The sequence below is a fragment of the Paenibacillus hodogayensis genome, from assembly GCF_039536325.1.
Taxonomy (GTDB): Bacteria; Bacillota; Bacilli; order Paenibacillales; family NBRC-103111; genus Paenibacillus_AB; species Paenibacillus_AB hodogayensis.
Genome location: NZ_BAAAYO010000021.1, coordinates 515,865 through 541,376, shown reverse-complemented (window position 1 = coordinate 541,376; position 25,512 = coordinate 515,865). Strand labels below are relative to the sequence as shown.

General features: G+C 49.9%; 23 protein-coding genes. 4 read left to right on the top strand and 19 right to left on the bottom strand.

Annotated elements, in window-relative coordinates; all coding sequences use genetic code 11:
* Positions 1-52 precede the first annotated feature (52 nt).
* Positions 53-1,258 (top strand): helix-turn-helix transcriptional regulator, encoded by a 1,206-nt coding sequence (locus tag ABD796_RS35270; RefSeq protein ID WP_344917414.1) that lies wholly within the window; start codon positions 53-55, stop codon positions 1,256-1,258.
* Positions 1,259-1,289: 31 nt separating this feature from the next.
* Here the strand turns inward: ABD796_RS35270 and ABD796_RS35265 are convergent, their stop codons facing one another.
* From ABD796_RS35265 to ABD796_RS35790, 8 genes are all read right to left on the bottom strand, one after another.
* Positions 1,290-2,444, bottom strand: a complete 1,155-nt coding sequence (locus ABD796_RS35265) for an extracellular solute-binding protein (protein WP_344917566.1) — start codon at positions 2,442-2,444, stop codon at positions 1,290-1,292.
* Entirely contained in the window at positions 2,444-2,881 is a 438-nt protein-coding gene (locus ABD796_RS35260; protein WP_344917412.1) for a hypothetical protein, read from the bottom strand. Before ABD796_RS35260 ends, ABD796_RS35265 begins: the two co-directional genes overlap by 1 nt.
* Before the next feature lie 100 nt (positions 2,882-2,981).
* Positions 2,982-3,416: a type 2 periplasmic-binding domain-containing protein gene (locus ABD796_RS35255; RefSeq protein ID WP_344917410.1), complete on the bottom strand. Its 435-nt coding sequence runs from the start codon at positions 3,414-3,416 to the stop codon at positions 2,982-2,984.
* Complete coding sequence (locus ABD796_RS35250) at positions 3,358-4,185, bottom strand: ABC transporter substrate-binding protein (RefSeq protein ID WP_344917408.1); 828 nt, start codon at positions 4,183-4,185, stop codon at positions 3,358-3,360. Before ABD796_RS35250 ends, ABD796_RS35255 begins: the two co-directional genes overlap by 59 nt.
* A 26-nt stretch (positions 4,186-4,211) precedes the next feature.
* Positions 4,212-4,667 carry a right-handed parallel beta-helix repeat-containing protein gene (locus tag ABD796_RS35245; protein WP_344917564.1) on the bottom strand — a complete coding sequence of 152 codons (456 nt, stop codon included), beginning with the start codon at positions 4,665-4,667 and terminating at the stop codon, positions 4,212-4,214.
* 182 nt (positions 4,668-4,849) lie between these two features.
* Positions 4,850-5,500 carry a glycosyl hydrolase family 28-related protein gene (locus ABD796_RS35240; RefSeq protein WP_344917406.1) on the bottom strand — a complete coding sequence of 217 codons (651 nt, stop codon included), beginning with the start codon at positions 5,498-5,500 and terminating at the stop codon, positions 4,850-4,852.
* A 23-nt stretch (positions 5,501-5,523) separates the two neighbouring features.
* The gene (locus tag ABD796_RS35235; RefSeq protein ID WP_344917404.1) at positions 5,524-5,691 is read right to left on the bottom strand and encodes a hypothetical protein; all 168 of its coding nucleotides are present in this window, start codon (positions 5,689-5,691) and stop codon (positions 5,524-5,526) included.
* Positions 5,692-6,360: 669 nt separating this feature from the next.
* A complete protein-coding gene (locus tag ABD796_RS35790; RefSeq protein WP_379120862.1) occupies positions 6,361-6,441 on the bottom strand; it encodes a hypothetical protein in 81 nt (26 codons plus the stop codon).
* A 543-nt stretch (positions 6,442-6,984) separates the two neighbouring features.
* On the opposite strand from ABD796_RS35790, the gene ABD796_RS35230 reads away from it, so the two are divergent.
* The 3 genes from ABD796_RS35230 to ABD796_RS35220 all read left to right on the top strand — a co-directional run bounded on the left by ABD796_RS35230 (position 6,985) and on the right by ABD796_RS35220 (position 10,758).
* Positions 6,985-7,911: an MBL fold metallo-hydrolase gene (locus tag ABD796_RS35230; protein ID WP_344917562.1), complete on the top strand. Its 927-nt coding sequence runs from the start codon at positions 6,985-6,987 to the stop codon at positions 7,909-7,911.
* 761 nt (positions 7,912-8,672) lie between these two features.
* Positions 8,673-10,172 carry an amidophosphoribosyltransferase gene (gene purF, locus ABD796_RS35225; RefSeq protein WP_344917402.1) on the top strand — a complete coding sequence of 500 codons (1,500 nt, stop codon included), beginning with the start codon at positions 8,673-8,675 and terminating at the stop codon, positions 10,170-10,172.
* A 70-nt stretch (positions 10,173-10,242) separates the two neighbouring features.
* Positions 10,243-10,758: a Crp/Fnr family transcriptional regulator gene (locus tag ABD796_RS35220; protein WP_344917400.1), complete on the top strand. Its 516-nt coding sequence runs from the start codon at positions 10,243-10,245 to the stop codon at positions 10,756-10,758.
* Here ABD796_RS35220 and hmpA read toward each other — a convergent pair.
* The 11 genes from hmpA to ABD796_RS35165 form a co-directional block, all read right to left on the bottom strand.
* Positions 10,755-12,020: an NO-inducible flavohemoprotein gene (gene hmpA, locus ABD796_RS35215; protein WP_344917398.1), complete on the bottom strand. Its 1,266-nt coding sequence runs from the start codon at positions 12,018-12,020 to the stop codon at positions 10,755-10,757. The two genes, ABD796_RS35220 and hmpA, sit on opposite strands and share 4 nt — an antisense overlap.
* A 180-nt stretch (positions 12,021-12,200) precedes the next feature.
* Complete coding sequence (locus tag ABD796_RS35210; protein ID WP_344917396.1) at positions 12,201-13,475, bottom strand: arginase family protein; 1,275 nt, start codon at positions 13,473-13,475, stop codon at positions 12,201-12,203.
* A gap of 46 nt (positions 13,476-13,521) precedes the next feature.
* On the bottom strand, positions 13,522-16,842 hold the full coding sequence (locus ABD796_RS35205) for an Ig-like domain-containing protein (protein WP_344917393.1): 3,321 nt from the start codon (positions 16,840-16,842) through the stop codon (positions 13,522-13,524).
* Between the two features lie 31 nt (positions 16,843-16,873).
* Positions 16,874-18,184 carry an ABC transporter substrate-binding protein gene (locus ABD796_RS35200; protein WP_344917390.1) on the bottom strand — a complete coding sequence of 437 codons (1,311 nt, stop codon included), beginning with the start codon at positions 18,182-18,184 and terminating at the stop codon, positions 16,874-16,876.
* A 494-nt stretch (positions 18,185-18,678) separates the two neighbouring features.
* Positions 18,679-19,374, bottom strand: coding sequence for a FadR/GntR family transcriptional regulator (locus ABD796_RS35195; RefSeq protein WP_344917388.1), 696 nt, complete (start codon positions 19,372-19,374; stop codon positions 18,679-18,681).
* A 282-nt stretch (positions 19,375-19,656) separates the two neighbouring features.
* On the bottom strand, positions 19,657-20,874 hold the full coding sequence (locus tag ABD796_RS35190; RefSeq protein WP_344917386.1) for an MFS transporter: 1,218 nt from the start codon (positions 20,872-20,874) through the stop codon (positions 19,657-19,659).
* A 15-nt stretch (positions 20,875-20,889) separates the two neighbouring features.
* Positions 20,890-21,876 carry an ROK family transcriptional regulator gene (locus ABD796_RS35185; protein ID WP_344917383.1) on the bottom strand — a complete coding sequence of 329 codons (987 nt, stop codon included), beginning with the start codon at positions 21,874-21,876 and terminating at the stop codon, positions 20,890-20,892.
* A 221-nt stretch (positions 21,877-22,097) separates the two neighbouring features.
* A complete protein-coding gene (locus ABD796_RS35180) occupies positions 22,098-22,835 on the bottom strand; it encodes a tyrosine-protein phosphatase (RefSeq protein WP_344917381.1) in 738 nt (245 codons plus the stop codon).
* A 146-nt stretch (positions 22,836-22,981) separates the two neighbouring features.
* Positions 22,982-23,680 (bottom strand): GntR family transcriptional regulator, encoded by a 699-nt coding sequence (locus ABD796_RS35175; protein WP_344917379.1) that lies wholly within the window; start codon positions 23,678-23,680, stop codon positions 22,982-22,984.
* Positions 23,680-24,510, bottom strand: coding sequence for a carbohydrate ABC transporter permease (locus ABD796_RS35170; protein WP_344917377.1), 831 nt, complete (start codon positions 24,508-24,510; stop codon positions 23,680-23,682). The genes ABD796_RS35175 and ABD796_RS35170 overlap by 1 nt, the downstream gene beginning before the upstream one ends.
* Before the next feature lie 12 nt (positions 24,511-24,522).
* Positions 24,523-25,479 (bottom strand): carbohydrate ABC transporter permease, encoded by a 957-nt coding sequence (locus tag ABD796_RS35165; RefSeq protein WP_344917374.1) that lies wholly within the window; start codon positions 25,477-25,479, stop codon positions 24,523-24,525.
* Between the last annotated feature and the right edge of the window lie 33 nt (positions 25,480-25,512).

The following is a 25,512-nucleotide window of genomic DNA, read 5'->3' as shown; positions in this document are numbered from 1 at the left end:
AAAAAGCAACATTCGAGAGCTCGATTGGATCAGAGATCAAATCGACGCCATCGTGCGCTCCGAGCGGGAAATTCGCACCCGGCTCGATCTGAAGAACGATTTGCTCAAATCTTACGGCTACTTGAGCAAAGTGAAAAACATGCATCAGCAAAGTCTCAACGAGCTGATCGACACCGACAAGCCATTACGGCTCCTGTTGTTCAGACTGACGTTTACGGACCAGTTCGACGAGCTGACCGAAGAGGAACGCGAAAAGGCGTCCTATTATATCCAGGAGCTCATCGCCCTCCAGCTTGGCCAAAGCTTCCCCGAATCGACCACGCTGCAGGTGGAGCACAATCAGGTGATGACGCTTATTGGAGGCGATGCTTCCCACGAAGCGCTGATGGACGTCCTCGGCCGTTTGAAGGCAATGGCGGACCTGGACCGAGAGCTGTTCCTGCTGACCGTGGCCGTCTATCCGCATTCGTGCGGTCCAAGCGAGCTATCCTCCGCTTACGAGGTGGCATGCCGCATGCTGCTGGAGCGCCGCTTCGTGGGGGAAACGCAAATCGTTACGAGCGTCTCGGCCCCTGCTTTGGACCTGCTAATCTCGCCGGCCGACGACCAGGAGCTGTCGATTCAACTGCAAGCCGGCGAACGGGAGCGCGCGTTGGAGCTGCTTGGCAAATGCATGCGCCGGCTGGAGGAGAAGGGTGCCAGCGCCCATCGGTTTGCCCTGTTCGCTCGCGAAATTACCGCAAAAATCGAGAAAGTGCTGCTGTTCTACCAACTCGATACGAAGCTCTTCGACGAGCGCCACTCCCCCTTCGAGCAGATCGGGAAATGTACGGAAGCCGGCCAACTGGAGCGTCTGCTTGCTCGGATGATCGGGGAACTCTGTATGCTAGTCCAGGAGAAGAAGGCGCGTCACGACCCGGTCAAAGATTTCGTGCTGGATTACATCGTCAGCCATTATCGCGAGGACCTGTCGCTCGAGTCGGTGGCCGAGCAGTTGCAAATGTCGCGCAGCTACTTGTCCACCTATTTCCGAGACAAAACAGGCATGACGTTCACCGACTATTTGAATGCGCTGCGCATGAGCAAGGCGAAGGAGCTGCTTGGCTCCGGCGAAAATATCCTAATCGGCGAGGTGGCGGCCGAGGTCGGCTATCGGAACGTCAATTCGTTCATTCGCATGTTTAAAAAAATATGCGGGATCACTCCCGGTGAATACCGCCGGGCGTCGTTGCAGCATATGCACGGACGCGGTTCGTGACGTTCACCGCGGATCTCGGAAAGTTTTAGCGTTATGGTACTCCGTTATACCGGTCATACTGCCGCTGCTTCGCCTGAAGCACGTGCTTCAGCCCGAGCGAATATACCGTTTTCTCGAACCGGTCCCAATCGATGGCTTCCGCTCCGGTGATGTAGCGCATCAGGGTCGAATCGACATAGGTGCGCAGCGGTTCGCCATACAGCACCTCCGTTTCTTTCTCCTCGGGAGCAGGGAGAGAGATCGAGATCGAGTTGATCAGATAGGGCTTGATTTTACGAGCCTGCTCCGCCCCGACCGGATCGGAATCGAGCATCGCCTGCGGCTCAAGCGACAAGGGGCCATGATCCGCGCGAATCCACGGCAATGTCGGCATCGCCCCGATAGAGCGCAGGAATCGGGTCAAGTCCAGACCGTCCGGATTGTGGACCGCATACTCGGTAAATTTCGGCTTTCCGTCCGACATCGTAAAGCTCAGCCCTTCGACGCCGAAATTGATGATTCGGCTGCCCTCCTCGCTAGCGTAAATATAATCGAGCCAGCGGATCGCCAGCTCCGGACTCGGACTGCTCGCGGATATGCCGAACCACGAGCTGATAGGGCCGTATATTTCATAAAATCCGTCGCGTCCCAAACCTCCGGGCGGAGCGGTCATCTCCCATTCGGATCCGGGGTAGCCGGCCTCGCGGTTGCCCGATTCGTATTTCGACCGCGTGTTCAAAAATCCGTTAAGTGCGCCTACACGCCCTCCCGCCACCTCGGATACAAACGAATCCGGCGTTTTCGTCAAAAAATCGGGCGCCAGCAGCCCTTCGCCATACAAGCGGCGCCACCATTCCACCAGCCGCTTCGTTTCCGGGGACAGCCATTCGTACTTCACCTTGCCGTCCGCATCCGGATAAAAACCTTCACTGTAAAACAAATGATGGCCAACCGAGCTGCCGAACAGCATCAGCCCCCTCAGACCCGTATCGGGCAACAGCGGAATTTCGTCCGCCAATCCGTTGCCGTTCGGGTCGTGTTCCTTGAACGCCTTCAAGACGGCGTACCATTCATCCAAATTTGTCGGCTCTCGGAGTCCAAGTCGGTCGAGCCAATCTTTACGGATCATCAGACTGTACGGATCGGTATAGACGACACCGGTCACAACGGATGCGAGCGCATACAGCTTTCCGTCCGGTAAACGCATCACTTTGTCGACTTCCGGATGTTCACGCAAAAAGGCGGCAATGTTCGGGCATGCTTCGAGATCAGCTCATCGAGGGGAAGAATCGTTCCTTTGCCCGCCAGCCGGACGGGATCGATCTCCGGGATATGGAAAATATCCGGCAGATCCGTCCCCTTCGACAGCCTCAGCCTCATCACATCGCCGAACTGATCTCTCGGGACCACTTCCCAGGCGATTTTGACGCCGGTGCGCTTCTCGATCTCCCGCCATACGGGCAAATTATCCGCGTAACTTTTGGAAGAAAAATAGTTGTCGAGCGTCGCCACCCGCAGCACGGGCATATCGCTCTTTATCGCATCAGTCCCGTCGGTGCCGCCCGCTTCCCGTTCGCAGCCGCACATCATCCATGCTGCGGCGGACAAAAGGGCTGTCGCAGCGATCAGCCCGTTTTTTCTCATTGTGATAAGCCCCCCAGCCCAAATCGCTCGTTCCAGATTGGATATGCGTATCGTACAACAACCTGTTAGCGTTACGCGACATCTTTTTACAACATTTTCCTTATTTCTTTAACATGCTTTCAATCTCTTTGTTCGCCTTTTCTTGTAAATCGCGTACAAAGGTGTTCAGATCTTTGCCGCCAATCGCAATGTCGGATTTGGCATTATCCACCAAAGCTCTCAATTTCGTATCATACGGCGTCACCTCATGCGGACGAATCGGCTTTGTTTTGAACGCCGCATCAATATTTTTCCCTTTGAATTGCACGATATTAGCTGCGTACTTTTTCTGAATCTCCCCGCTCGTCAATACGCTCGGGCGTCCATCCTCCGAAAACATCTTCTGGACATCGTCCGATATCATCATCTTCATTACGTCCATCGCAGCAGCACGTTGTTTAGCCAGACTGGAAATCATCATTAAATGCACATCCGCTTCACGCCCTTCGCCGACATGCCCTTTGAAGTTCGGATTGGCGACCAGATCCCATTTCATCCCGTCGTATTTGTTTTGGCTTGCCGCAACGGCGACGCCGAGCACCCATGTCGATTGCATCGAACGAAGCCTTGTGCGTCTTCGGATCGGCAAACGGAAGGGCAAGAGATGTAGATACGTTGTTCGGAACATTACCGGGATCGAAACCGATATATTGCGTATTCCCTTCGATACGTGTCAGCTTCTTGGCCGTTTCCACCACCTGCTCGAATGTCATGCCATCGGTCGGGTACGGAACACCGAATTTATCGAACACATCCTGATTGTAGATCATCACGCCCAAATTTTGGCGAATCGGCAGACCATACAGCTGGCCTGACGGACTGTTCATTCGCATGGCTTCCAACAGGATCGGCTCCACACGGCTTACGTCCACATTTTGCGATTTGATTTCCTTAGCAATGTCGGATTGCAAACCGACATCCGTAAACTCTGTCATGTAAGCATTGCTCGTGATGATGAGATCCGGGAAGCTCCCCGTCGCTAATACATCCTGGATGGTCGTTCCCGCACCGGAACGAGTCACCTGAAGAGTAATATGGGGGAGCTTTTTCTGCAACGGCTCCACAATATACTTCTGCAAATCCGCATCATCGACAATGTTATTGTGAATGTAAAGACTAACCTTCACCGGATCCGGCTGTTTTTCTGCCGCAGGCTGCTGCGCATCGGGATTAACTGTCCCCGCAGGCTCCGTTTTACTGCAGCCGACAGCCATCGACGTCACGACCAACATACTCAACAGCCACATCAAGTTTTTGCGTATCATTTGTATGTACCCCCTATTAAATTGAATTAGAAGCCGATATTATTGGCGATCACGTGACTCGGATCCGTTAAGCCCCGAACTGCAGCCGTACCGTTCCCCGATACTCGATTCGCTGTTACAAGATTGGATTGCAGACTCGGTTCTGCATCGATACCGTACAGTTGATGATTGGCGATCACATTGTTGGCGATCGCTCCATGATGCCCGCCACCTACGATGCCGGAGCCGACGGCTTGACGAATCGTAAGCTGATTCAGTGTGATCCATCTGCTCATGCCCGGTAAAAATGAAACGGCATTTGCAGGAGCGTTTGCAATGGTCGTCTGTGTCAGGACGACATCGCTTGAATCCTGAAAGGTGACGCCGCCGCTGATGACGAAGCTGTTTGCAATCACGGTGCTATGGACATTCCAACACTCAATCCCTTTGCAGGTCACCTGATCCATAACGATGGAGTCGAGCGGTTCCAGACCTGCTGTCACGCCCAAGCGAATGTCCTCCAAATGGCAGCCTCGAAACGTAAAATGACGCGTTGTGGCACCTCCCCGTGTTAAGATGACAGCAGAATGCTTCTTGTTTCCTTGCGACACACAGTCGATCAACTGCACATGCTCGCAAACGGCACTATTCCGAATATCTGCCACAAAGCCGCGACCTTCATTGTTCAGAAACTGGCATTTTTCAAACACGATATGGCGAATGCGATCCGTTGTGTAGTCCGGTTCAATATCGACCCCTGCTTCCGGAGCCGTTCCTTTCGTAATTGGAAGATACAGTCGTAGATGTACAAATCGTTGGCGTCTACGATGCTCATGCCTTGTCGCCGATTGTTATCGCATACGCAATGGGCAATCGTACCCAAAGACGCCCGCACAAAGATTCCATCTCCCCAGCAATTGCGAATGTGTACCCCCTGAATAAACGATTGCTTGCTGTTATTCAAATAGATGCCCATGCCCCATTCCCCGGTTGTCCCGATATGGGTGTCCCGTTCTCCGATTATTGTGCCGCCAATGACACCTGCACGGACACAATTGAACATGGCAATAACCATGGTAAGGGTTTGGTTATTGGGCAAAGCTTGAAGCACAGCGCCCTGGTCAAGAACAAGCGTCACACGGCTTTTTAATTGCACACCGCCTGCTATATTCCCGGTTGGCCGTACGGCATCAATCAGATACGTTCCTTTCGGAACGTAAACGGTGCCTCCCCCTGCCGCAAAAACGGCATTAATCGCCGCATTGATGGCCGCCGTGTCGTTGGTGTTCCCATCGCCGCGGGCCCCGTAATCTCTGACACTAACCCGGTCTCGCAACCGTTCGGCAACCGTTCGTTCCGCTAGACCGCTTCGCTTGCATACTTATAATTCACCTCGTCCGCTTGAGAAGGGCCTGTTCCATACACCATTTCCGTTACCGAAGAGGCTTGTACCGTTTGCAGCGACTTCCCCAATAGAGCAGAAGCTCCTGCGACACCGATCGCTGCCAACATTTTTCTACGATCCATGTTCATCATCTCCTGTAGTTTAACGTAAAAGTAAGCGCTTTAAATTGTTTGGCTCATCGCATCGCCGCCTGTTCCCGTTCGCAGCCACTCATCATCCGTTAGTGGCGGACACAAGGACTTCCGCCGCGACCAGCCCGCTTTTTACTCATGGTGGGTAAGCCCCCTAGCTCAAATCGTTCGTTCCGGATCGAATATGCTTATCGTGCAACAAGCTGTTAGCAATACGCCGCTTTCTTTTTACCTCCTTTCCGCAAATAACTTTGCCGGGCTTATACCTGAGGCGCAATCGAACCGTGCCGGCCATCTCCAAGTGTATCCGCTGACCCCTGTACCGTATATAATCGCAGCAATGTCGTATTTTCGGATGATCCGCATAAAAACGAACGATCTGCATATTGCCGGCTAATCGTGTGCCGGAGGCGGAACAATCCGCCTCCGTGCTCAACAACCTACTTGGAGGATGAAAAGTCCGCGCAACAAAAAGAGCGAACAAGAGAAATCTCTCAAGTCGCTCTATGTGTCGTTCCCTGCCTATTTGGAGTCCCGTCTACCATTTGAACTTGCGCCGCGCAAACAGATGGAGCACCTCTGAAAAGACAAGCCCTAGCGCAATTGCGACGCATAAACAATGATATGATCTGTATGGCGTTCACCAACCATCCTAAAATGCTATCCTCTATTGCGAATTGATTCCCGGATCGCCAGCGGTTTTTCGCATACGACATGTTTGCCCGCCTCGGCGGCCCGGATCGCTTGCTCCGCGAGCAGCCCGCTCAGTGTGCAGGTAGACGACGTCGATGCCCGGGTCGGCGAGCAGCCTTTCGTAATCCGTGAAGTCCGTCACCCCGTATTTTGTTCCCGCTCGATGCCGATAAACTGGCTGGACGAAATGCCTCCGCAACCGACAATCGCAACTCGGACCTTTCTTTCGTTCATCCGCTCCACCCCATCGCTCTTCCTTCCATGGCTTTACTTCGTATTATTAATATTTTATGGCATTAATTAATTTTTCTTGAGGCAAAGACGTTATGTTCCGATTCCGGCGTTTACTTGTCTTCCTGAGCACATGAATCCCCTCTCCCTAGTTTTATTTTAGTTGTCATCCATTTTGCGCATGAGGGAGATGTTTTCCGGCAGGAGCGGCGACTGGCAACCTAATCTCCTACCGTTGTATCGTCCTATGCGAGTTAATCTTGCGTATGCCGAATTTTCCTCCATGAGAAGGTCATGTTATGATGCTTGTATATACCTATTTGGGAGGCTCGGAGCGTGGCCAGAAAAAGATATGCCAATATGAATGCCGAGGCGAAGGTTAATTCTTTGCAGGATGTGCGCAAGTGGCAAAAGGAGCGGAAGGCGAAGGTAAAGGATCTCAGCTTTACTGTATCGCAAAGCCCGGACAAACAGCTTGATTTGTTGCGAACGAACCGTGAACAAACGACGATTACCTGGATTGGACATTCGACCTTCCTGCTGCAGAAAGCAGGTCTCAATATCGTGACCGATCCTGTCTGGGCTTCCCGCATGGGCTTTGCCAAGCGGCTCACGGAGCCGGGCCTCTCGATCAGTGAGCTGCCGGAGATCGACGTAATTCTGTTGTCGCACGGCCATTACGATCACCTGCATGTCAGCTCCTTGCGGGCCATGCCGGGCCGCCCGCAGCTGCTCGTGCCCGAGGGACTCGGAGGCATGATGCGGCGCAAGGGCTTTACGGCCGTAACAGAGCTTCCCTGGTGGGGAAGCATTGCGGTCCGTGGAGCAGTGTTTCATTTTGTGCCCGCACAGCACTGGACGCGCCGTACGCTCTGGGACACCAACACCTCTCACTGGGGCGGGTGGATCATTGAAGGCGAGGGAGATGAGAGAAACTCCACCGGGGGCAAAGACGGCAGCATTTATTTCGCCGGCGACAGCGGCTACTTTGACGGTTTCAAGCAGATTGGCGAGCGTTATGGAAGTCTGCAATATGTGCTGATGCCGATTGGCGCTTATGAGCCGGAGTGGTTCATGTCCATGCAACATGTAACACCCGAGGAGGCCGTACAAGCATTTATGGATGTTAAGGGGGAAGTCTTCATCCCCATGCACTATGGAGCCTTCAGGCTGGCTGACGATACTGCAGACGAGGCGCTTTCCCGCCTGCATCAGGAGTGGGAGAGGCTCGATCTTGAAGCTCACAGACTACAGACACTGCTTCTTGGCGAGACTTTAATCGTGTAGCGTCAGAAGAAGACCATTGGCTGCACCCTAGGCACCCTCTACTTCGACTTCCGGGTCGTATCAGGGTGCCTTTTAGGCTTGCTCTCGTGAAACAAACACAGCCCCGCTGTGCTGGCGTAATGCCACAAGCTACCCTTCCGGTATGTTTTCGCTCACGTGTAACGGTTCCAATTCGACTATAGGCAATACGCTATTATTTTGATTCCGGTATCCTTTTGTGCTATCGTTCCTGCTAGCTGCAAAAAACATCGGGCTGACGGCAAACTAGCGTTCTTTTGTAGATCTGCTGCAATTGTCCCTCTAGAGGATCGGAAGGGCGTATCTTTACATTCCAAATGCTCCTGTCAGCGCTTCGTTGTTAACCCATCTGGTATCAACCGCTTTAAGTTACCCTCGATCCGCCTCCAATGATATGAGCCAACTACTCGCCAACAAGTTCAACCGAACTTCCCAGCGCACGCTCACATGCAGTTCTTCCGCTCCCCTGTACGAGTTATAGCGTTACATGAAAGTGTCGCTACGCCTGCTCTCCTACATATAAAAAGGCATTGAAATGGGCTGAAATTGAAATAAACCACATAAAAAACCCATAAAACACGAACTATATTTCTTTTATATTAAATAATGTTCGCTTTTATTGTTGACAAGCCGTGTTAGCATTGATAAGCTTGAGAAGGTTAAAGCATCGTATATATTTGGAAATTGACCCGAATTCGAATGATCTGTTTAATACTGGAATAGGATTGGAAGGATGCGATTCCATGTCTAAAGAAACAGTTCAACTTCAGCCGAAGCTATGGACAGGCAATTATTATAACGAAGGCAACGGCCGCGATGATTTGTTCGACAAATTGCGGGAAGAGTGTGGAGTGTTCGGAGTGTTCGGTCATCCGAACGCTTCTATGCTTTCCTATTATGGCCTGCATGCCCTGCAGCACCGCGGCGAGGAAAGCTGCGGTATTTGTACGGTGGATACGGCCAATGAAGGTTTTCACTATCATCGCGGCATGGGCTTGACCAAGGAAGTATTCGATCCGGCGAAGCTTGGAGCTTTGCCTGGTGATCGGGCGATCGGCCATGTTCGTTATTCAACTGCTGGCGGCAAAGGCATTGCCAATGCGCAACCGCTCATCTTCAAATACCGGGACGGTGATCTGGCTGTCGCGACGAATGGCAACATTGTCAATGCGCCGGAAATCCGCCGCGAGCTTGAGCTGCAAGGCTCCATTTTCCAAACGACGAGCGACACCGAGGTTATTGCCCATCTGATCGCTCGCTCCAGAAAAGATTTTGTATCGGCGGCCAAGGATGCCCTGCATCGGATTACAGGGGGCTATGCTTTCCTCATTATGACCAATGACAAAATGCTGGTCGCGTCGGACCCGAATGGCCTGCGGCCGCTCGTGATGGGCGAGCTCGGGGACGGTTACGTATTTTCCTCGGAAACATGTGCATTTGAAACAGTAGGAGCTCATTATGTGCGCGATGTTCAGCTGGGCGAATTACTTGTGCTCGACGCGGACGGTCTGCGCTCGGAACGCTTTGCGCCGATGGAGCGCCGCGCGATCTGTGCGATGGAATATATTTATTTTGCTCGTCCTGACAGTAATATTAATGGCATTAACCTTCATTCCGCGCGTAAGCGGATGGGCAGCACAATGGCGATGGAGTCGTTTATTGATGCCGATGTGGTGACCGGTGCACCCGATTCCAGTATTTCGGCAGCGATCGGCTATGCGGAGCAGACAGGCATTCCTTATGAGCTCGGCTTGATTAAAAACAAATATACCGGTCGGACGTTCATTCAGCCTTCCCAGGAATTGAGGGAACAAGGCGTGAAGATGAAGCTGAGTGCGGTACGCAAAGTTGTCGAAGGCAAACGCGTCATTATGATCGAGGATTCGATTGTCCGGGGGACAACCACGCGGCGAGCGGTCATTTTGCTGCGTGAAGCAGGAGCAACCGAGGTGCATGTATGCGTCGCTTCGCCGCCATTTTCGAACCCTTGTTATTACGGCATCGATACCCCTGACCGTAAGGAACTGATCGCCTCATCCAACTCGACGGAGCAAATTCGGCGTTTGATCCATGCGGATACGTTGCAATTTATTAGCAAAGAAGGGTTTATTGAAGCGGTCGGTGGCAATGACGGGGAATACAATCGTGGCATGTGTCTGGCTTGCTTGGACAATGACTATCCGACGCGAGTTGAGGCGGAAGAAAAGAGGAACGCTGCGCTTATCAAGAGTGATATAATTTAACAGCTCTCATGCAAAAGCAAAAAAGCCTGCACAGGCAGGCCTTCGCTATTTTTACTTATGGAGGCTGTTTATGATACTACACAAAGGTGAAACTCTATTTAGGCAGGGAGAAACAGGACCTCTTTATCACCTAAGGAGCGGCTTATTAAAAATTATTCGGGTCCATCAAGACGGGTCACAGATCTTGGTTAATCTCATTGTGCCCGATGAAATCATACCTCATCATTCCTTAATTAGCCCCAACCCTTATTTTGGGACGGCCATAGCTCTCGTTACCTGCGAGATTGATGTTTTGCCAGAAGCGAAGTGGTACCAGGAACTGAATGGAGATCCGGATCGTTGTCGATCTATCGCTTTGCTGTTGCAAGACAAATTACGAATGATGCAGCAGCGGATCGACCAGTTAACCGAGGTTTCGCCTGCCAAAAAACTGCAAAAGCTTCAATCCTGGTTCCATTCTTACATCACACCGGCCACTCTGACGGATGTGTTGACCCAAGACGAGATTGGACAATTCCTCGGTCTTCGTCGCGAGACCATTAATCGGCTGCTGCGCAGTCAAACGAATACGAAGAAACAATCCTAGCCTTCGTGTTGCGGGACAACGTTCTTCAGCGTTGCCTCTTCCGGATTTTCCAAACTACCGGACGGACCGAAAAATTCATAATGGATATGGGCTTCGGCCACGTCCCATTCTTTCAAAAACCCGTACACCGTTTTCATAAAGGGTACGGGACCGCAAAAATAGAAGGTTGCCTCTTTTGTCGGAATCACCTTTTGGAGCCAAGGCAAATCGATATAACCCTCTCTATCATAAGCGTTTATCTCTCTATCCTGATCGGTAGGCTTCGCATAGCACCAATAAACGGATACTTGCGGAGAACGGTTAGCAACTTCTTCCACTTGTTGTTTGAAAGCATGAGCGTTACCATTCCGTGCTGCATGAATAAATGTGACAGGACGATCAGGTCTGTTATCAACGATCGTATTGAGCATGCTGACCAGTGGCGTTAATCCAACCCCTCCGCTGATGAAAACGACCGGTTTAGAATCCTGCTGGTCCAAAGTAAATTCACCGGCCGGGGTTGAGAGCCAAAGGATATCCCCCGGATTGATCTGATCGTGAAGGTAAACCGATACCTTTCCTTCAGGCTTTCCTCCGATCGCATCCTCCCGTTTAGCGGAGATTCTATAATAAGGTTTACCCGGGGCATCGGACAAGCTGTATTGACGTATATGCGTGTTAGCTTCCCCCGGTATTTCCATCTTTACACTGACATATTGCCCCGGTTCAAATGAAGGAAGCGCTCCCCTGTCCTGCGGTACTAGATAAAACGACGTGATGACGTCACTTTCCTTGACTTTGTTTTCCACTCGAAATCCTCTAAATCCGGTCCACCCACCCTGTTGCTGCTCTGATTGTTGATACATCTCAGCTTCGGCTTCAATAAAAACCTTTGCTATGACACCATAGGCCTCAGCCCATGCCTGCAAAATTTCTTCTGTAGCCGCTTCACCGAGAACATCCTTGATAGCAAGAAGAAGATGTTCTCCAACAATCGGATAATGCTCTGCTTTAACGCCAAGACTACGGTGTTTGTGCGCAATTTGCTTCACTGCCGGTAAAAGGGTCTCCAGCTTATCGATATGCTGAGCAGCCGCATATACGACATTGGCAAGAGCAGCCTGTTGTCTTTCTTGGCTCTGATTCGCGTGGTTAAACATATTCAGCAACTCCGGGTGAGCGGTAAACAGAAGTTGGTAGAACCTCTTCGTGATATGGATTCCATGTTTTTCTAACACTGGAACGGTAGACTTAATGATTTGTATCGTTCTCTCACTTAGCATGAAATTCTCCTCACTTTTATATGCTGGGATAAACCAAGTATATAAAGAAAGAGATTCCGCCTATGTGATTATACTCACATCAAATAAAAACGATTTGTGAAGAGGAAACAGAAAAAAGAAGCATAATATCTAGGAAGCTCCCTAGTATTATGCTCTTTCATTAAATAATTGAAATCATAATTAATCAACATCGATAAAATATCGATAACAGTCGGCCCAAAATGTATTGCCTTCCCGTTGACCAAGCTTTGCAAGGTATACCTCGATCATTCCGGTCTCACGATCCTGTACGATGCTGAAGTTGGATAGTTGGAGTTTATCGGAATCACCCTCTTCACGCTTATCAATCGTTGTAATTGTCTCCTTCATGAGCAAGCCGCGGTCGTCTACCTCTGCGATGATGAGCGGATGACGGGGGAAGTTGCTATAGGTTGCATGATCAGAAATATTGCCGATCCAGTAGATCTTGTCGTTCTTTATGCTCCTGACAAAAGCAGAAATGGTCGCTGCTGAGTAGAACACCTCCCGATTGTCAAAATGCCACGGGACAGGGTCGGTGAACGTTCTTCCTCCGTCATCGGAATAACAGTACCACTTATGCGCAGGCGTTCCAGGTTCGATGCGTGTGTTCCAATTTTTGCTTTCCATATTGGACCCGCGGAACACCGCCAATATCCGGCCCGACGGCAGCATAATGGCGGCTGGCTCATCTACCCCTCTGGAAGATTTTAAGTCACTGATCACGATCGGTCGGGAGAACGTAAGGTCATAATGCCCGCGAGATTCATTGAATACGCCACGAACAACAATCAGGCCGTGCATGATTTCGGAACAAGAGGGGAAAATCTCAGCTGCGTCAAGGCCGCGAATACGCAAGCAGGCGTGCATGGAAGCGCCAATCGGAAAGATAATTTCGCCGTTATCCAGAACATCGACACCGCAACCAAGATAGGCCCGATTGTTGTTAGTATATGCCGGGTTTCTCCAGTTATCTGGATCAAAATCGGCGCCTTCCTCATACTTGACCAATTCGGTTGTTCGCTCATCACTCCCCTCTTTTCTTATCGACAGCATGCTGTGGTCAACAAAACTTGCTTCGCCATGTCCCCAAAATCGCTTATAGGCTTTATGATGGCCGTCAAAGAAAACCCTGCGCATGTCAACTGATACAAAATGCCCGAATTGCGGATTGAATGTCTCTTTCCCATTATAAGTAGCGATTTCGTCTTCGCCCTTCGTCTCAACACTTCTGCTGTAAACATCTTGCCATTTCCCCCAGGTTCGCCCGTTATCATCGGAGAATCGCTCGAATACTGCATTGCTCCAATCAGATTCACCTTGCAAGCTCCTGCGTTCCACTCTCCTAAGTCCCGTACTGTCTAGATAACGCTGCGATCTCTGATCTGTCGTTTTTTTATCCGGGGATTCGACGTATAGCTCTTTTCTCACCTGCATATTTATGCTCATGCTCCTCTCATCTCTGTTTACGCTTTGGCTAGTATCATACCTGCATCGCTTTCAGTGCGGTAATAAATGTACTCGCTTGCTGTCCAAGCTCCTCTGCAGCCGTGGTGGTTATCAGATGCTGAGCTCGAACGGATGGATCATCGATGTAGCTTATAAGATCCTCCATGTAAGCAACCACCAGTTGCCCGGCCTCTTGATTCAAGAGCAGTTGAATGATATCCAGCCGATACTTCAGATTGATTGCAAAACTGGATTGAATCGCGTTCTCTTCCATATAGCGATCCACGGACATCCGCATATCGTTTACTTGAATCGGTTCAATAATGACCGTTAATGTTGCGGGCAGCGAGTATTCGCGACCATCATAAACACGATACGTTACGGTATCGATGCCCGTCTGTCCTGTATTGGGCGAATAACTAAACGTCCCATAGGCGGAATCCGTCACACTCGCCGTTCCTTTCTGACCGTTCTCAACAAGACTATACGTTAATTCATCTCCATCGGCATCCGCAGCGCGTAACGTACCCACAACCGCTTTGTATACCTGGGTGGTAACCGTCAGGTCGCGTGTTTTAGGCGCTGAATTGGTTCCAGGAACAAGTGCTTCCGCCTCGATCAGATTCGTGACCAAATCAGCAGGGTAAGCGAAATAATGCCATTTTTCAATATCGATCTTATCACCGATCTTATCTAGACTATTGCTTCCGGTCCAGTTGTTAAACAAGTAAATACCATCTGCACCGGCCTGATAGGCTTCGTAAGCTCTAAGACGATATTGCAGCTCGCTCATTGCCGTACTAGCCCGGTTGACTGGAATACCTTGCTTGATCAAATCTTCTTCCGCCTTCGTCAAATCATGCCCGCTTAAGGAATGAGTCGTACCGATATACAATTGGGTAGCGGAATTGCCTACAGCCTCCACGAATGGAGTGATATCAAAAAATTCTTCATGACTGAGGGTAGTAGGGATGATCATATCAACCAATTCCTCGGCGATCCAGGCATCGATATCCAACCCGTATTGTTTATAACCATTGTAAGGAAAACGTACCGTGATCTGTTTCGTTGGCAAGGCCAGTCGGAGTTCGCGCAGCATCTGCGTAATCACCTCGGCTTTGTAATGGTCCCAACGTTCCAACCCTGCAACGGTTGTTTCATCTTTCGGCTCGATTCCATACTGCAGCAGGTAGGCATTGGTTAGTTCGGATTGGTAACCGAAAAGATACGGATACCTGCTAAAATCGAGGTTTATTCCATCCACTCCAGGGAAGGCGGCGGCCTCCAGCAGGACATTTTTAATATACTCCCGGACGATGAGATTCCCGTAATCAACTCTGAAATTCACGGTCCCATTCTTCTCCACTATGCGATAGGGAAGCATTTGATTGTCATAGACGGCACCGTTTAAGTATCCGTTTACTGCAGGATTATAGACAGCGTTCATTCGCATTGAAGCATTCGTCTTTATGCCTAATTGGTCAGCTTTCTCTGCTACGATCTGCAGCGGTGATCGGCCACTGGCGTTGATTGCAGTAATTTGTTGTCGTGCCAGCTTATCCCCGTCCCTCATCTGATGCTCATAGGCCTCAGATCCAGCAAATGGAATCCCTGCATACTGACTATTATGATTTAAAGTAAAGGTGGTCATCAACTGCCAGTCAATCTGCCTGACATCCTTGCCTGCGTAAATCTCGACCCCTCTTTCCTCCAGCTTGCTTGGCGTAGGAAAGAATCCCTGGTAGAAATTACTGAATCCATCATTGTTGTAGATGGTTCGATTGCCAGCAGCGCCTTCGTTGGGCGAGTCATACAACGTCAACTCATCCTCTGTCAGGCTTCTAAGCTTAAAATAGGTAATGAAAGCCTGCTGATCTGGAAGCGGAGTAATCCGTATGCGTTCTCCATCGAATTGACCCGCAAATAGAAATTGCTCTTCGATAGCCTTGAGACCGTAAGTTGTTCCGGTCACTGTCGTGGTTCCTGCAACCTGTCCACTTGCTTCCTCTCCATAAGAAACCTGGAACCCGCCAGCCTTGGCTACATAACCGACATAGACAGCATACCGCCCTTGGAGTTCCAGCGGTAGTTCCAACGAATGGGCGCCCGGTTCGTTCGCGATCCACAATTCGTCCTCATTACTGCCCAAATAATGATATTTGCCTGTCTTCCAGCCTGCTTTTGTTGCCTTGAGTCCTTCACTGTCTTCCAGCCAGAGCATATCGCTGTACATGTAAACACTACCTGGCACAGAAACCAGTGTATCACCGGGGTTTACCTTACTAACTGAAGGATATACATAGAAGTCACTCGTTAATTCATTCATTTTACGATTTTTATAATACAATTCAGCTACAGCAGTCATGATTCCTGACTGTCCCCCAGGTGCAAGCGGAGTCTGGAATCGGAGAGAAGAAATCATCTCGCTATGCTGAGCAATGATTTGATCGTCCTTCACCAACTTCGTCCTGATCTCCAGCTCTCCTCGGGACAACCAGTCGGGATGAATTTGATCCAATCCTCCCCCGAGTGTTATTTCCTGCGAATCAGAGTAAGGGAGCACCGATAAACCATTAATTCGCGGTTCGACTTGCGTCCACTGCGGTAAATCTCCAACCGTCAGTTTCAGATTATCCAGGTAAATTTCATTATGTCCGGATACGCTATTCATCGAGGCGTTGATTATTTTGAGTGAGTCCGCACCGCTTGAAACAGGGTTAGCTACGTTGAAGGAAACGATCTTCATCCCGTCCATGGCGAGCAGCAATTTTCCACTGCCATCGTAAGCAATCGCCCACCGATGAAACAGTTCATCGTCAGGTATTAAATGTTCATAATCCGCAACCAGAATGCTGCTCGACTTTACCAGCACCTTGTCTCGCTGGAGGGTTAGCTTTGCTGTCCTCCCCGCTGCCTTCACTTCAAAGCTTACCCCCCTGATTATCCCTAATGATGGAGCCTCATCTACTTCAATTAGATCTGCGATCCGAGCATCAAATTCCAACAGCCAAGGGCCTGCACCTATCGGAAATACCTTGGTCATAAACGTGTACTTGTTATTCGCAGCAGCGACTTCATCTCCGTAGATCAAGTATTGACCTTCAGGGACAGGCTTCATCGTCACACCGCCAGGATTTGCCAAGGAGCCGGTATGGTCTGTAATGTAAGTTCCATTGCTGGCACTCGTTACCGACCACCCCGATCCTGCCAGTTGAGAAGCATCATCATCGAGAACCACCACCGCAGCTGCGGCGGCTTCTTGCAGTGACAGCGTGATTCCATTCCATTGCAATGAAAAGAACGAGAGAAAAAAGATAAGAGGCAGTAAAATGAACATTTTTCGATCCTTGATCACAAAAACGCACCTCCACCGATTTTGGATTCGTTTATTTCCGATTTTCTTCTATATACTTATTTACTTCTTCCTCGGCTTGGCGCAATGCGGAATTGATATCTGTTTTGCCGTCCCTCACGTCATTTATATGTTTTGGTATTATGGTTGCTGCCGCCTGGTTCGTATACTGATTGTACGTAGTTACGGGAGCGTACTTCAAAGGACTCATAGCGCTTACATTCTTGCCATTAAACAGTTCGGCGTTCTGACCAAAAGCCGCTTTAATCTGGCTGCTTTTCAGAGGAGTCGTATAGGCATTCTTAGAGCGTTCCATCTGGAATGAATCAGACGTAAAGAACTCCATCGCCTGCACGGCCAGTTCCTTCTGTTTGCTTGTGCTGGATAAATACATATAGTCTGGATAGGGCTGCACGCTTACAGGGCCTCTTTCCGGCAATACAGGAATCGGTGCCATATCCCAATCCAACCCTATGTAACGTTCCGGTGTATTGTAACTCGCTCCCAATCCCATCCACATCGCCAGAACTCTGTCTTCGAAAAACATTTTCGCTCCATCCGGGGCTAATCCCGGAATATCCGATTTTTCGTATTGCTTGAGGTACATCTCGGCTACCTTCTTGCCGACATCGTTATTGAATATCGCCTTATTCGTTTTTGGATCTACATATTCAAGTGAATAGGGATTTCTGCGAAAAAAAGTGGAGTGCATTCGGACGCCGTAATATTGGTTCCTGTCATCCATACGCGTCACCTTGCTGGCCAAAGCAAACATCTCATCCCATGTCCACTGATCATGGGGCGGATAAGGAACACCAAATTTATCGAAAATCCCTTTATTATACAATATTTGCGTTGGACTATCCTGCAGCGGCAGCCCGATCAGCTTACCGTCGCCCAACTTCCTGTTCATATCAATAAATTCCGGAGTAAACCGATTCAAATCCACTTTATTTTGCTTGATAAACGGTTCAATATCTGAGGAAAGCTCATACGGTTTCAGATAGAGGAGATAACTCGCATTGGCGGCAAGAATCACATCAATTGGCTGTTTAGCAGCAATGAGACCTTCCATGACCTTCGTATTCATCCCGGTAAGTTTAACCGTTTTAGGAATAATATGAGGATATTTTTTCTGCAGCGGCTCGCCAAATTCTTTCATAAACGTGGCTTCATCCCACCAATATGTACTCGTGCTCAGAAAATATACCTCTGTCGGCTCCTGAGGAACGGCAGTTGTCTTCTGTTCTCCCACATCAGGCTTACTTCCCCCGCATGCAGCAAGCAAAATGCTGCTCAAGGTAATGGCACAACCCAACATCAACGGTCTATTTCTTTTTGACATTGTAATTCCCCTTCTCTCTATAATGTAATGAACTTCTTCCATTTACCGCCTGCAGCGGATCGAACCCATTGAACCCGATTTCGGCGGTGATCATATTAGTGCATCTCAGGGTAAACGCTTACAAAATCCTGACTTGGCAGCAGTTAGATTCAACTTCATCTAACGGCGTTCCAATTGCCGAATAGAATCCTAATTTCATTCTGTTTCCCCCTTCTCCTTATTCTCTGGACAGATTCTGAAGCCAGTAGTTACTCGTACTGCTCATCATTATCGGTAACATGGTCATACCATGTTACCGATAATATACACCTTTATTTATTACACGTCAATACCATCCCGACTCGATTTTACAACAAAAAAATCCCACCATCTGGTGGGAGGGAAAGACACAGGGCTTCATTAAGGGCTAAAGGCTGTCTTTTATCCGATTTAGCTGCATTGGCGAACGGTGAGATTATTACAATGATAGCGGCGTAACCGTTATCCATAGCTCATTACTGCTCTGCTGTGTTCGAAATCAACATATCCAAGACCAACAAATGCTTCTTCATGATCGCTTTCGCCTCGTCCACATTCTTCTTCCGAATTTGCTCTATAATTTGCTTATGCTCTTCAAAGGAAGTAATCTTATTTCTGACATCGACGAAATGCCGCTCTCGGATTTGGCTAAAAAACTCGCTTAACACATTGCTTAACTCGAAAAATGTCTGATTTCCCGTCGCCTTGAAAAGTGCTCGATGAAATGCCAAATCCTCCTCTATCGGAAGCTTTCTTTCAGTAATGCTCTGCTCCATTTGCTTGTTTGCTAGATCAAGTTGCTCCAACAGACCAAGATCATAATGCTCAATGGCCATCTCTACGGCACAGAGTTCCAGCGCCCTTCTTGTAGCGATAAGTTCTTTGAGCTTCAACTCGTTATTTTTCCATTGAAAGGATACCTGGTCCACAAATGGCTTAAGAGAGGGGGCATTCAAAAAAATACCACTGTTTCCCGCCTTAATCCGCAAAACGCCAAGCGACTCCAACGTTTTCAGCGCTTCACGCACGACGGTTCGACTGACCTTCAACATATCGATCCATTGATTCACGGAGGGAAGCTTATCTCCCGCCTTGAGCTCATGTTCCACAATATATAACTTGATCCGTTCAATTGCTATTTGCGGTAGTGTTGTTTTCTCGGTTAGATCCATATATCACACATCCAAATATATTAGTATGATGATCATACCATAAAAAAACATAAGCGCACCACATTCACCCCATGAGCAAATAACAGGATCATGTGGTCTAACGCCATATCCATGAGAGGCAAGCGGTCATGTCAAGTTGTTCAGGAGCTAACTCGCATCAATGCCCGCGCACCCGTTTCTGTCGCTGGGCGCACACTGCGGTAGCCTTCGGTGAAAGCGACCACCGCATCCTTGCTATGCTCACAATTTCACCTTTGGACTATCTTTATGGGAATTTGAGCTTCATACTCTTTTTATTTTGTTATCCTGTGCAATGGGTCTTGCCGCTTGTGACAACAAGCCAGCGATAGTTACTGCGATAAGAACGAAAATCAGGGCACGGAGTAAACCAACCGACTCTCCGATAATCCCCAAAACGGGTGGGCCAACAAGGAAAGCAAGGTAACCAACAGTTGACACTGCGCCCACTCTTGCCGCTACTCCACGCGGATCGTCTCCTGCGGCAGATAGGCCCACAGGGAAGCCGAATGCAGCACCGAGACCCCATAACACAATTCCTATATATGCTACCCCGTAGTTCAGCCCCGCTATAACTAAAAGCAGCCCTGCAATCGCAAAAAGAGCGGACGCCCTTAGAACAGCTACTCTTCCGAATCGGTCCAGCAACATCCCCCCTGCGGCACGGCCAATCGTCATAGCTGCCACAAATAGACCAAAAGCGAATGATCCTATTGCTGGCGTAACTTTGTAACCATCCACCATAATAAGCGGTAGCCAGTCATTTGCCGATCCTTCAGCAAAAGCCATTCCAAGCACAATAATACCAATCAGAACCGTACGACGCTCTTTCCATATGGCCATTCTTTCCCTAGCGCTCATTGGTGGATCATTAGAATCATCGTCATTTTCCTGACCGGTACCTGCCGGCACCAGTCGGTATAAAAATAGAATAGAAAGTATAATAACTATCACCGCTAACATCATGTGGACTGTAACGGAGACACCCGCTTTAATTGCTGCTGATCCTGTCATTGCCCCAAGCAGTGTACCCAGACTAAACGTGGCATGAAAACCGGTTAGAAGCGACTTTTGAGCGGCTCTCTCAACTGCCGTTCCCTCTACGTTCATCGCTACATCACAAATTCCGTTCCCAAAACCGAATACAGCTAATCCCAAAAACAAGATGATCCCGCTAGTTAACCAAGTACCAGCCAATCCTACAACTATCAGTCCAACCGAGCTCACCACTAAGCCCGCTATCATTACAAATCGCCCGCCCCTATTTGCAATAAGATGGCTGGCAACCAATAGTCCAATTATTGCGCCTACAGCAAGCCCAAAAATAATCCACCCCATTTGTGCGGTTGTAGCTCCCAAGGCATCCCTTATATTTGGCGTACGAGATACCCATGATGCGATAGCAAAACCAGGGAGGGCAAAAATAAAATAAATGGCAATCCGCCATAATTGAATTTGTCGGCTGTTTAATGAACGGTTCATAATTGTTCCCCCGTTTTAATTCACTACTAGCATATTTCTCACTGTCATCTGATGCAGTCCGTGAAAATAATCCTGTTGCCAGTCACTAACAATAAGATCGGGCAGATTCTCTTCAGGTACAAACGAAGCACTTTTATGTCGAATTTGGACAAGATCGTTATGGGTTAGTTCTGAGTTGCAGAAGATGACACTATGTGGATTAATAGTAGCTGTGAAGGCTACAACAAGGCGACTAATGGCTTCCACAAGCCTTAGACGACTCTCATTAATGTCCTGTGTTGCAAAAGCATCATCAAGCAGTTGAACAAAGTTCTGATTACCAGACAGCGGTACATAAGAAACTTCGCCTGAAAAAAAAGTTCTGCCTCTAATTACATGCCCATTTACAATAATTCCGGCACCTGGTCCGTTCTTACCCAAGTACAGGTACACAAGAGAGAGTGAATCATCATTGCCTACGTGGTCATAATAACCGATAACCGTGGCATTCATGTCATTTTCAACTTGGACCCGGAGAGAAAAGCGCTCCTCATAAAAGGCCTTGAAGTTGAAGTTCTTAAATCGTTCATAGCCAGGAATGTGAAATGTACAACCGTTATTCACTGCACCAGGGACACCTAGTGTAAGAACGCGCAGATTTGGGTAAAGCGCCAAAAACGTGCCAATCTGTTCAGTCAGGAGTTCAGGGCCGACTTGCAGCACCCCAGGAAGTATTTCCCGCCGAATGATTTCCCCCTCGTAGTCAAGTACCAAGTATGAAGAGAAATCTTTCTCAAGGCATACGGCCAGCCCCGTCATATAGGTGGGACTCAACTTATAGGTGCTTGGTCGTCTACCGCCGCTTGATATGCCCAAACCAACCAACAACACCTCACCCGCATCTTGCATCTCATCGATTGTTTTACTTATTGTTGGAAAGCTAATGCCCGTGCTTTGTGCAATCTCAACCTTAGTCGACTCTTTTTCTTGATAAAGCGTTGCACGAATATGTTGACGAATCATATCTCCCATCATTTTCGGATTGATAAAAGATTGATTTATTATTTCCTCCACCCCTCACTTATTAAACATCTTTAATTAGTTGCCATTCTAACACACATAAAGGGACTTCGCAATTCATAATTAAGTTATAAACAGGAAGAAGCGTAAAGCATCACGAAAAAATGGCACGCCTCTTCAACCAGGGGCGTGCCTCTCTATGTTCGGCGCAAATGACGCCTTCCTTAACCGACCAAACGCCCCTTCAGCGCCAGAATTTGCGCCTCTGAAAGCCCGATCGCGCACAGGTAGCCCTCTGCGTTCGCGTACTTCTCGGTGAGATGCTCCAGCATCATGACCATATTGCCGGCGTCGCAGCCGATAAAATGCTCGTACATCTCCGCCGGTATCCCGTCGGGACGACCGCGACGCAGTTCATCCATCAATGGCGTCAAACAATCGGCCGTCAAGCTGTAGTCTTCGATGATCGTCTCCTGCGGCACGTCTGCCAATGCCAGCAGCAGCGCGGAAACAACGCCTGTTCTGTCTTTACCTGCCGTGCAATGGTACAGGACGGCGCTGTCGCCGCTTTCTGCCAGCAAGGCGAAGATCTGTGCCAGTTCCGTTTGCGAGCCTTCCAGCATGCCGATATACAAGTCCCCCAGGCTGCGCACCTGGCTGTTCGCGAGCGAGGTCGGATTGATCAAGGAAATGTTGTGGTAGTCGACACCCGCATAGTCCGCAAATACGTTCTGCTTCTCCTCCACCTCTTTGGCGTGCCGAAGATCGATGACACTCGCAATGCCCCTCTCCGTGAGATGCGCCCGACTTTCATCCGACAGCTGGTGCAAGCCGTCCGCCCGATAAAACGTTCCCCAATTCGTGGTGTCGCCTTCCTTCGTCGCGTAGCCGCCCAAATCGCGCACATTATAGGCGCCCTGCACGGAAAGGATGCGCTCCCCTGTTTTCACCAATGGATTCATCACGTGTAATCACCGTTTCTGTTATAGGATGACTGCTCGGTTAGTACAAAGTCAGAGCTAATCCTGTGTATTCGGGAAGGCCCGATCCCTTGGGGTGCAAGGGAGTCAGTCTATTCCAAGAATACCGTTGAAGGTCTGACTTTGTACTAGATGTCAAAATATTGCAGTTGCTGGCGCGTTCGCTCAATCAGTTCCAGGACGATCCGTTTGGCTTCGTCATGGTCTCCCGCTGCCAGCGCCTGATAAATGCGTTTATTGAAATGCCCCGATTGCTGCGGCTTCGGCAGCGTGTGGACATGCAGCTTGCGGTACGAAATGATTTTGAACATGTATTTGCCTTTTATTTGATCGATCATGTGCAGCATGCTCGCATTCTTGACGACGAGCAGCATCGTTTGAATAAAGAGAATCCCGCTTTCATAATAGGTGCGGTAGTCGTCCTCCTCGGAGGCGCGCAGCTGCCGCTCCAGATGGGCTTCCAGCGCCGGCAAGTCGAAGCTAAGCTGCCGCAGACCGGCGATGTCCAGGCTGTACAGCTGAAGCGAGGACAGCACCTCAAACATCTCGTGAAACTCCCGGAACGAGATGTCTTTCACGAAGACGCCGCGCCCCCGGATCGACTCGACGAAGCCCTCCGTCTCCAACAAGGAGATTGCCGCCCGAATCGGTGTCCGGCTCATGCCGTACCGTTCGGCCAGTTCATTCTCCGAGAGCAGCATGCCGGGCAAATAGTGCCCGTTAATAATTTGCTCGCGGATTTGTTGATAGGCTAACTTTTCCAAGGAAGGCTTAGCCAAGCCCGTTTGTTGTGGATATTCCCGTTCACCGGGTACAAGTGAATTCATTAACGCAAGCCGCCTTTTAAGAAAGAATCGATAATGTGTCGCTGCAAAACCAGGTAAATTACGAGAATCGGCAGGCTGGCCATCGTCGTAGCGGCCATCATCGGCCCCCATTGATTCGCTTCCGTCGACATAAAGGATTGCAGACCGATCTGTAACGTAGAGAATTGCGGTTTATTCGTGACGAGCAGCGGCCAGAAGTAGTCATTCCACGCCGAGATGAACAAGAGGACACCAGTCGAGGCGATCGTCGCCCGCAAATTCGGAAACATGGTGCGCCACAGCACGCTCCAATCGGAGGCGCCGTCGAGACGGGCCGCTTCGATCAGCGTTTTGGGGAACATTTTGAAGGAATGATACATCTGGAGCACCGCGAAGGCCGAGACGATGTTCGGTATAATGAGCCCCAGCAAATGGTTGCGCAGCCCCCAGCCGCTGATCACGACATAATTCGGAATCATGATGACCTGGAACGGTACAAGCCAAGTAAGGGAAATGAGCGCAAACACCGCAGTCTGACCGCGGAACTGCCAGCGGGTAAACGCATAGGCAGCCAGCACGCTCGTCAGCAGTTGCGTAACGGTCTGAACGATCGCCACGGTCAGCGAGTTCCCCATCATGCGCGCCATCGGAATGGCCTTCCACGCATAAATGTAATTGTCGAACGTCCAGTGTTTCGGCAGCAATGAGGTCGAATAAATGTCGCCGGGCGTTTTGAACGACGTATTCAGCATCCAGTAGAACGGAAACACAGCAAGCAAGCTCAGCGCGATCAGCAGGACATGCTTGCCGGCCAGCGCTTTGCGGGAAACGGCCAGAGACGTTTTCTTCACGTCCGTCCCTCCTTAGTTATCGTAGAACGACAGCTTGTTCGACAGCTTCATAAAACCAAGCGCGATCAGGCTCGAGCCGAATACGACAACGACCGCCGCCGCCGAACTCGATCCGACGGAGAACGTCTTGAAGCCGTACGTCCACAGCAAGTAATAAATATTGGTCGTGGAGTTCATCGGTCCGCCCTGCGTCAACACATTGATGTACGTAAAGCTCCATTCGGCCGCGAACAGCGTGCTGAGCATCGCCATGAAGATGATGGTCGGCGAAAGCAGCGGCAGCAGCACGTGCCAAATAATTTGCCAGCGGCCGGCTCTGTCCATTCTTGCGGCTTCCACATACTCCTTGTTCAGCCCGGACAAGGCGGCCGAGAAGATCAAGGTGCTGAAGCCGATCAGCTTCCAGCCGGTTATGAACGTGACCGACCAGATCGCATAGTTGGCGTCGGAAAAGAAACGAATGGGATCATGAACCAGATGGAGCGCCATCAGCATTTTGTTGATGAAGCCGCCCATCGGATTCATCAGCCAGCTCCACACCGCGGACACGGCGACCGGTGCCATGATCATGGGCACAAAGACAAGCGCCCGATACAGGGTGCGCGATCGTTTGCCGATGTTGTCGGTGGAGATGGCAATGGCGAGCGGGATGAGGAGCGAGAACGGCAGCACTCCCACGGTGTACACCAGCGTGTTCAGCAGCGCCTGGCTCATATCCGGCAGAGTGAACAACAGCAGGTAATTTTTGAAGCCCATCCAGACTTGGGGCGAGGTTGGCAGCATGTTCCACTCGTAGAAGCTGAGCCGAACCGTCTGCAGCAGCGGACGGTACACCCAGAAGCCGATGGACAGAAGCGCTGGCAGCAAGTAAAGCCACGGCATGATCCAGCTCGGCGAGCGCTTGCGGCGTACCCGCTGAACAGGGTTGGACCGCTCCGTGAGCGCTCCCCCTGCAAGCGTGTTATGCATGGAATTTCTCTCTCCTTTCCATGTTCCACGGAT